Consider the following 8,384-nt stretch of genomic DNA (forward strand, 5'->3'; position numbering starts at 1 on the left):
GTGGGGAGGGGCCGTACGGCTCCTCCCCACCGGTGCGCGCCGGCCGACGCGGGTACTGGGGGAGATCACTTATTCGGAGGGTGCAGTATTCCCCCGCTGGAGGTCCTCGGCTCGGGCGGCGAGGTAAGCGCTCCAGTCCCGTTTGGCGATGTCGGCCCACCGAACGGCGGTGCTGATGTGCAGGCCGAGGATATCGGCCATGACCGGCGCGGGGACGTCTTCCACCAGAGCGATGAGGGCAGCGTTGCGTGCCGGGCGGGCCTCGATACCGTGCTCGCAGATCTTGCGGCCGAACGCGGACGAGCTCGCGGGCTGGCCAGGGACGAGGCCAGGAAACAGCCAGGTGACCGAGACAGCCATATTGCTGCGGTTGACTGGAGTAGCAGCCAGCTCACGGAGCAGGACTGCGAGCCGAGGCGGGATGAGCAGCGGATGGCGTCCGATGTCCAAATAGGTGCCGTCGTCGCGATCTTGTAGGTGCTCGGCACGCAGCAGCCGGATGCGCGAGATGGGCAGGCCGAACAGCAGCAGCAAGGCTCCGGCTACCCGAACGTCGAGAGGCAGGGCGGTGTCGGCGAGGCAACGTTGGAATTGCCCCCAGTGTTCTTGCTCGTCCAGGATGCGGGCCGGGTCCTGGCGGGGAATGGGCGGGATAGTCAAGCGGGGGGCGATGCCGCGGTCGGCGGCCCAACCCAGGAAGTAGCGAATGGTGTGGTTGCGGGTGTTGCCAGCGGCGAGCCAGCGATCCAGGTCGGCCTGGGTAAGGGTGGCCAGGCTGCCGTCGTGATCATCGAGCCAGGTCAGCAGTTCCAGGGCAATGCGGATCCAGGTGCGCAGGAAGGCGCCGGTGTGCGCTGGGTGGCGACGGCGTTCGGCCCGACGGCGGGCACGTTTGAGCAGGAACCAGTGCACGTAGGGGCGGACGAGACGGGCGTGTTCGACGGGACGGTCGACCAGCAGTGTGTTCAGCCAGGCGGGGATGCGATCGAGGTCTTCACGCCGCTCGGGCAGCACGCCAGCGGCTACCAGGGCCTGACGAACATAGTGCTCGTGACGGCCGGGCGGGAGCTCGTCAAGCAGCTCATGGGTGATTGCCTGGCCGCTGGCGGCGAGCTCAGCAAGCAGGCGGGCGTTCGGACTGTGCTTGAGCCAGTTCAATACGGTGCGGGCGTTCTCAGCGCTGGCCATGGCCTGTAGTAGCGGTCGCAACTGGGCGTTGACCTGCCCGTCGGGGCCGGCCAGGTGCTGATCGAGGCGGACCTTCAGAACGCAGCGAGGACAGCAGCCGTCAGCGTAGAGACGTCCGCCGGTCCCGCAGCCGGGACAGATATAGGCACCGGGCAGTCCAGCACAGGGGCCGCAGATCTCGTCACCGTCGGTGGTGCGGGCGATCATGGGCTGGCAGCTTCCGCAGGCAGCGCACTGATCGGGGTGCTCCAGCACTCGGTCATAGCAGGCGGGGCAGACCGGACCGAGCGGCCAGTATGCCCCAACCGGCCGTAACTGGTCGCAGAGGGAACAAGGGCTCTTCTTGCGGGGTCGGCAGGAGCGGCAGACAAAACCGTACTCAGCGTTGTTGGAGCAGGGCTTGACCTGATGACAGATCGCGCATTCGGCCTGCGGTGGTCGGCTGCAGCTGTAGCAAAGATCGGGATTATCGGCGGTGGCTCGTCGGGAGACGGAGCGCTGTTTGCCACACTTGCCGCAGATTCGTCGCGGCTGGCGGAGCCGCCGGTAGCAGGACGCGCACAGGACTTCGTCCGCGCTGTTGACGTGGGCCGGGCCCACCGCTCCGCAGGCGGTGCAGGTGTGGGCGGGAGCTGTCCAGCAGTTCTGACACAGTGCCCGGCCGTCTGGTTGCCGGGTGACGGGCCTGCGCGTCCGTCCGCAGCCTGCACACTCCTCGGTGACCTGAGGGTCAATCCGGTAGCACGCGGCGCAGATGCCGCCCTCTGGGCGGCGGGCCAGGATGCGCGCGTTCCGGCCGCACCGGCTGCATGGTCTCTTGTCACCTCGGGCGCCGCAGGCCGAGCAGACTCGCCCGCCCGGACCGGTTCGGGGCAGGTCGATCCCACTGCGGCCGCATTCAGAGCAGCCGGGCGCGACGACTTGAGAGTATCCGGCCTCGCACAAGGCGCGCGCGAGCCGTACCACCACGGCTGGGCAGCGAGGATCGGCGGAGGTCAGCGCGTCGGGATGAGCGGCCAGGTGCTCGTCCAGGGTGCACAGTGCTTTGCCCCAGTCAGCGCGGATCTCTGTCAGTACCTGTTGAAGCGCGGCATGGTTGAGCTCGGGCAGGTGGGCAGCCAGCGTGGTGGTGATGCGTTGGTGGCGTTCCTCGGGCCGCAGCTGGTCGCGTAGGCGGTTCATGAGCCAGGGCGGCGAATCTGGGTCCGTCGGTGCTGGGGCAGCGCCGCTGGCTGGGTGCCGTCGGCCGTCTTGCGGACCTGGGCGTTGACGGCCTCAACTTGAATCAGGTCGTTCGGGGTGCAGCTCAAGATGTCGCAGAGGGCGGCCAGGGTGTCCATCGACAGCCGCTGCGGTGGCTGGGTGACCAGCCGGAACACCTGTTCCCGAGACAGGTGGACGCCACGTTCGGCCAGCGGCGAAACCAGGTCTGTAGTCTGGAACATGTCCTGGGCGGCCATCAGCTTGCGCAAGTTCCAGACGATGCCCATCTTCTTGATCACTCATTCTCCCATAGGTCGGGGTGACGGCTCTTGAGCACGCGTTTCACTAGCCGGCTCCGATACTCATCCGAGACGCCGGTGTAGATCGCCGTGGTGCTCGCGTACTCGTGGCCGACCTGGAGCGACACAAATCGCTCGGGGTAGTCAAACTCCACCAGATGCGTCACGTAGCTGTGTCGTAGCGAGTGCAGATCGAGTTCAGGCGGCAAATCAGCCGCATCGCGGGCGTTGGAGAAGGCGGTGTTGAGGCCGCGCAATGACATACGGCCGGACCGCTCGGTGACGAAGAGGGCGGGCAGTCGGCCCGGGGAGAACAACGGCCGGACCTCGTTGATCCAGTCGTCGAGCACGTCGACGATCCAGTCCATCTCCTGGATTGTCAGCACAGTGCGCCGCTTGGGCGGGCTGCCTCGGGAGGCCTTGCCATAGCGGACATATAACCCGCCATACTGTCGGAACTGGGGCATCTTCGGGGCTCGCCGTAGATCACCGACATCCAGCATGCGGGCCTCGTTGCGGCGCAGACCGAAGGCGTAGATCGTCTTGAGCAGGGCTGCGTCCCGCCGAGCGGTGAGACTGCCCTTGCGGCCAAGGTCCTGAGCCTGCTCCACCCGTGCGTCGATGGCATCGAACAGGGCTTGGACCTCATCGAAAGTGAGCGGACGCCGCCCTGGCTGCCCCTCATACTCGGTGACGTGGGCGACCCGGTTGTCCTCGGTGAAGATCTGCTGCGGAGCCGCCCCGAAGCGACGTTCACACGCCTCCGGCCAGCCGTAACGCCGGTCGGAGAGATAGCTCATGAACAGCGCCAGCGTCGTCTCATAACCCCGGCCGGTCGACACCGCGATCGGCCGAGCCCGGTTCGGGGAGCGCAGATGCGCGATGAAGTCCTCGGCGTCGGCCGGTCGCCATTGCCAAGGGTAAGCGTTGGTGAACTCCACCAATCGCCGCACCATCGTCAGTCGCGGACTGATTGTGCCCTTCTCGTTCAGGAACCGGGTTCGCTGCTGACGTGCCCACCCGGCCAGCATCGCGTCCAATACGCTCTGTTCCGGATCAAGGGGGATAACCCCCTCGACCAGTTCCAGATGCGCAGCACCAGGCAGATCAGCAGCTTGAGCCACGGCCACCTCCGTTGCATCTACTGCAACATTGTTGAGGTGATCGTGTCGCATCGCAAGCGTTTTCCTGGAATCAGCTCGTCCTGCACACCTTTTGCTCCTTAATTCTTAACCAGCAGGGCTCGTGCGTACTGGCCCGGCTCGCCCATGTCCCAGTAGGTCCAGGTGGGCGGCATCCGATCCCATATGTTACCGAGCAGCAGTGCGCAGGCGCCCGGCATGGCCATGAAAAGATGCAGCTCAGGGGGTCGGAGATGCCTTCGAAGGGCTCGCAGTTCATCTCGAAGTTGGAACATTACAGCTCGAGCATGCGAAAGGCTCGCCAGCGCCGTGCGGCCAGGAACAGGCAGCCGAGCCTTGAGGTGATAAGCGTTCGGGAGCGCCTCAGACAGATACTCATCGACATCGTCGGCGATGTCGATGGCGAAGCTGACGCTCACCGCCCAGGGACGTCGGATTGAATCACCAGCCTCATCCGGGAGGATGATCTCGAGATCTCTCTGCTGATTTGGAGAGGCGTCGGAATGCCAGAGGCCGTCCCGGGCCTGTGCGCTGACGGTGAAGCCTGCCGTGCTGGTGAACTCGGCGCCGATCGCGAACCACAAGGGCAGGCGCATCGGTCCGTCAACCTCGATGTCGCAGGCTGCAGCACCTCTGAATCGCTGTCGCGCAACAGCGAGTTCCGCGCCAATCCGCTCGCGAGCGACGATCGGATTCGCGAACGCGCGTCGACAACGGGGGTCATCTCCCTCGAACAGGTCCGTCCAGTCGAGGGAGTAGGCGGCCGTACTGGCTCGCGGGTTGTGCTCCAGCGCTTGAACCACAAATAGTGGACGAGCTGTCGAGGCGCGTAGTCCCAGTTCGTCGATCGTCGCCGTGAGTTGGGCAGGTGTGAATCTCTGTCGCGGCGCCTTGACCCAGTTGCGCACCTGCTGGACAGCCACTGCTGCCGCCGTGTCGTCTGTTCGGACTCGGGCTCCTGCCGCAGCGTCATGGACTTTCTCTCTCCATTCCGCTTCGGATAGAGCGTGGCGGATCTCGAAGCACTCAAGAAACTCGAGCAGTTCGTTCTCATTGACTCCGAGATGGTCCGCCCAACGTGTGCGCGCTTCTGCAAGCGTGCCGGTCCCGAGCCGCAATGTCTCAACGATACGGGCGTCTAGCGTCGCCCGCAGTCCAAGCACCTCGTCGGTCGGATTGATCGCCTTAGTGGTGGCCAGGACGATTTTCGGCGGCTGATCGTGTCGAGGACGTAGTTTCACCCAACTAGCGTGCAGCCGCTGCAGAAGGCTCAGCTTGCCTTTCGGCTGTTCAAGCAGCCAGGCCTCAGTGAGCGGGCTGGTGGAGTCCACAGAGGCCTTGACCTGCCAGTACTCGTCCGGCCCCTGCTCACGACACAAAGTAAGATCGTCCACGTTTCCGGCACCAGAGGCTTCGACCGCTAACTCGATGATCGTCGAGTCCACTCGCTGGGTGCGTAGCACGTGATACCAGACGACGAGGTGCTGGACATCGTCGCCCAGCAGTCGGGCCCCGCTGGCGGCCCGGGTCGTCATCTTGTCAGCGCCTCGAATGGCCTGGTGGGTGGTGTCCGGGCGAGGACCTCATGAGCGATCAATGCGTCGAGGGCGACTCCGTGACGGTATGCGGCAAGAACCATCTCCGGGATCAGCCGTTGACGAAGGTCGGAGTAGGTGTAGCCGTAAGATCGGTCGGCGGATTCGCCGGTGGCCGCGGCCAAACCGTCGATTTCCGTGTCCGACAGCTTGGCTCCGGATAGATGCCGGGCGAGCAACGCAAACCTCTGCGCACGATTGGGACGCCCGAACACCTCGATCGCCGCAGCGCGACGCTGCACTGCAGGATCGAGCGCGTCGAGCCGGTTCGTGCACAAGATTGTGAGCACGGGTAGGCGATCGGTCCGCATCCCGTCGATGCCACGCAGCAGGGCGTTCACCCCCGCTCGGTCTTCGTGATGCATCTGAGCAAGTTCTCGAGACTGGGCCAGGGCATCAGCCTCATCGATGAGCAGGACACCGAGACTGGAGGCGGTCCCGTCACTTCGCCGCGCTCGGACGAAATCGGCGCTGATGCGCTCGAAGGCCCGAGTCAGCAGCGTGGTCATCTCGCCGACAGCGCCGCGCCCCCGGGCTGTCAGACTCAGCGGATATAGGGTCACGTCGGCGTCAGCCCGGGTTGCAATCACCTGACCGATCACTTCGGCGACTTCGGTCTTGCCGACCCCGACGTCGCCCGCAAACACAAGGAGCGGAGTGCGGTCCGCAAGTGCCGTGACAGCCGGAATGACCTCGCCATGCACGGCCTTGCTCCATGATTGGATCGTGGTGGGATCCAGCAGCGCAACTGCATCCGTCGCGAGACGGTCAATCAGGTCATCCAGCCCAACGAGCGCGGCCAGCCTGGCCCGCGCCGACGAGTTCGGGAACTCCTCGGTGCGGGCGAACAACCCTTCGATGCCCTCGGTCACGACCAACTCCGAAAGACGGCCCGCTGCAACCCGACGCCCCCTGCGGCATACAGAGGGTGAATTACTGAGGTGTCACCTCGTGGTTGCCTGTGCGGGGCGGGGTTGGGGAGTATGCCGGTGGGATGCGTTATCCGGATGGTGGTGGTCTGACCCCGGCGGCGCGAGCCAAGCGTGAACAGGTCCGCTTGGAGGCTGCCGGGTTGTTCGCCGCGGGCATGTCGCCGCCTGAGGTGGCCAGGAAGCTGCGGGTCTCTCGTAAGTCGGCCTATGTCTGGCATCGGGCTTGGCGTACGGCGGGAGTTGAGGCGCTGGAGTCGAAAGGGCCGGGCGGGCCGCGCTGCCGGCTGAGCGAGGCGCAGGTGCAGCGGCTGGAGGCGGCGCTGGACGCCGGTCCTGCAGTCTGGGGGTGGACCGAGGATCAGCGCTGGACCCTGGCCCGGGTCGCGGTGCTGATCGGCCGGTTGTTCCACGTCACCTACACCCCGCGCGGAGTGTCCTATCTGCTGCACCGGCTGGGCTGGAGCCCGCAGGCGCCCCAGCGCAAGGCGGCCGAACGCGACGACGAGAAGATCGCCACCTGGGTGAAGGACACCTGGCCGCTGGCGGGACCACCGCGCGGGACCAGGACGCGTGGATCTGCTTCGCCGACGAAGCAGGCCAATCACTGAGGCCGCCCAAGGCCCGTACCTGGTCCCGCCGCGGACACACCCCCATCGTCACCGTCTCGGGCAAGGGCTCCGGCCGCGTCAACCTCGCCGGGCTGATCTGCGTCAAACCGGGGCAGCGGACCCGGCTGCTGTTCCGCATCAGGATCTACCGGCGGCGCAAGCACGAACGCAAAGGGTTCGGCGAGAACGACTACGCCCGCTTACTCGACGCCGCCCACCAGCAGCTCGGCGGCCCGATCGTGCTCATCTGGGACAACGTCAACATCCACGTCGATGCCCTGATGCGCAGCCTGATCGACGCACGCCCGTGGCTGACGGTGTTCCACCTGCCGGCCTACGCGCCCGAACTCAACCCGGTGGAGATGGCGTGGTCACACCTCAAACGCTCCCTGGGCAACCTGGCCCCCTGCACCCTCGACGACCTCGCCCAGGTCATCCGCAGCCGGCTCAAACGCATGCAGTACCGACCCGACCTCCTGAACGCCTTCCTGGCACACACCAACCTGATCATCAACCCGAGATCGACATGAAACCCCAGACTTTCATCCTCTGTAGGAACGCTCATTCTCCCAGTAGCCGTGTGTGTCGCTGGGCAATGAACCCGTGCCCCTGGTGAAGGGAAGCTTGCTCTTGACGGCCTCCCTCGCGGAGGCATCGAGCGCATACCAATCCGCCGAATAGGTCAGAAAGTTGAACCAGCTCGCCTGACTGACATCGACCCCCGACGGGACACCGCCAGCGCCGCCGGTGAGCTCCCCGTCCGGACCAACGGTGTAGCGCAGCGACCAGACCACCCGGCCGTCTTTCTTGAACCCGAACTGATATTTGTCGACATAACCGCCGACGAGGAGTTCTTCAAGTTCAAGCCGATAGTCCTGAAGGCTTCCGCTGCTCGGGCTGCCATAGAGGATAGAGCTTTGTCGTAGATCGCTGGTAACCCTGCCGGCCAGGCGGCGCGCATGGACGCGTGTGAAGGTCTCGGCATAGGTGTAGCTACTCATGTCGCCGCCTTGAAACTGGTGCCCAGGACGTCTTGCCAGAGCTCGACCGCCTGGCCCTTGGTCGGTTCGTAGTAGGCCGTCGAGATCGCGTCGAACGCCTCCTGGGCTGCGGCGACGAGCCGGTCGCGGTCCTTTATCTCGTAGTGTTCGGCTACGTTGTTGTCGAAGTTGACCGGGTCCAGAATCTGAATCGGTGCACTCCCTCGATCGGGCAGGTCAGACGTGGGGTGGTAGTCAGTGAAGGCGATCTGTTGATCGAACCCGCCATTGACGATGAAGGCGAAAAACTGGAGCAATGATCGAAACCTGTGGATCTGACGGGAAGGGGTGTACCTTCCCGAATCATCTGATCATGGTTTCGAGATAAGGCCGACGTTGGCGCGTCGGTCGGGAAGGCACACCCGTGCTCACCGTAG

General features: G+C 65.1%; 10 protein-coding genes. 3 read left to right on the forward strand and 7 right to left on the reverse strand.

Annotated elements, in window-relative coordinates:
* Positions 1 to 69: 69 nt before the first annotated feature.
* Entirely contained in the window at positions 70 to 1,395 is a 1,326-nt protein-coding gene (locus ABGB14_RS48155; RefSeq protein WP_347650602.1) for a hypothetical protein, read from the reverse strand.
* Positions 1,396 to 2,196: 801 nt separating this feature from the next.
* Between ABGB14_RS48155 and ABGB14_RS48160 the strand changes: the two genes are divergently transcribed.
* The gene (locus ABGB14_RS48160; protein WP_347650603.1) at positions 2,197 to 2,361 is read left to right on the forward strand and encodes a hypothetical protein; all 165 of its coding nucleotides are present in this window, start codon (positions 2,197 to 2,199) and stop codon (positions 2,359 to 2,361) included.
* A gap of 5 nt (positions 2,362 to 2,366) precedes the next feature.
* Here the strand turns inward: ABGB14_RS48160 and ABGB14_RS48165 are convergent, their stop codons facing one another.
* Genes ABGB14_RS48165 through ABGB14_RS48180 form a run of 4 tightly spaced genes read right to left on the reverse strand, consistent with a single transcriptional unit; the run spans position 2,367 to position 6,299 of the window.
* The gene (locus ABGB14_RS48165) at positions 2,367 to 2,690 is read right to left on the reverse strand and encodes a helix-turn-helix transcriptional regulator (RefSeq protein ID WP_347650604.1); all 324 of its coding nucleotides are present in this window, start codon (positions 2,688 to 2,690) and stop codon (positions 2,367 to 2,369) included.
* A complete protein-coding gene (locus ABGB14_RS48170; RefSeq protein WP_347650605.1) occupies positions 2,687 to 3,865 on the reverse strand; it encodes a site-specific integrase in 1,179 nt (392 codons plus the stop codon). The genes ABGB14_RS48165 and ABGB14_RS48170 overlap by 4 nt, the downstream gene beginning before the upstream one ends.
* A gap of 47 nt (positions 3,866 to 3,912) precedes the next feature.
* Positions 3,913 to 5,367: an SAVED domain-containing protein gene (locus ABGB14_RS48175; RefSeq protein ID WP_347650606.1), complete on the reverse strand. Its 1,455-nt coding sequence runs from the start codon at positions 5,365 to 5,367 to the stop codon at positions 3,913 to 3,915.
* Positions 5,364 to 6,299, reverse strand: a complete 936-nt coding sequence (locus ABGB14_RS48180) for an AAA family ATPase (protein WP_347650607.1) — start codon at positions 6,297 to 6,299, stop codon at positions 5,364 to 5,366. The genes ABGB14_RS48175 and ABGB14_RS48180 overlap by 4 nt, the downstream gene beginning before the upstream one ends.
* A gap of 122 nt (positions 6,300 to 6,421) precedes the next feature.
* On the opposite strand from ABGB14_RS48180, the gene ABGB14_RS48185 reads away from it, so the two are divergent.
* Positions 6,422 to 6,967 (forward strand): winged helix-turn-helix domain-containing protein, encoded by a 546-nt coding sequence (locus ABGB14_RS48185; RefSeq protein WP_347650608.1) that lies wholly within the window; start codon positions 6,422 to 6,424, stop codon positions 6,965 to 6,967.
* Complete coding sequence (locus ABGB14_RS48190; protein ID WP_347650612.1) at positions 6,964 to 7,497, forward strand: transposase; 534 nt, start codon at positions 6,964 to 6,966, stop codon at positions 7,495 to 7,497. Before ABGB14_RS48185 ends, ABGB14_RS48190 begins: the two co-directional genes overlap by 4 nt.
* 12 nt (positions 7,498 to 7,509) lie before the next feature.
* Here the strand turns inward: ABGB14_RS48190 and ABGB14_RS48195 are convergent, their stop codons facing one another.
* Positions 7,510 to 7,968 carry a hypothetical protein gene (locus ABGB14_RS48195; RefSeq protein ID WP_347650609.1) on the reverse strand — a complete coding sequence of 153 codons (459 nt, stop codon included), beginning with the start codon at positions 7,966 to 7,968 and terminating at the stop codon, positions 7,510 to 7,512.
* Positions 7,965 to 8,264, reverse strand: coding sequence for a hypothetical protein (locus tag ABGB14_RS48200; protein ID WP_347650610.1), 300 nt, complete (start codon positions 8,262 to 8,264; stop codon positions 7,965 to 7,967). Before ABGB14_RS48200 ends, ABGB14_RS48195 begins: the two co-directional genes overlap by 4 nt.
* Positions 8,265 to 8,384: the final 120 nt, after the last annotated feature.

This window comes from Nonomuraea sp. B10E15 (assembly GCF_039871615.1).
Taxonomy (GTDB): domain Bacteria; phylum Actinomycetota; class Actinomycetes; order Streptosporangiales; family Streptosporangiaceae; genus Nonomuraea.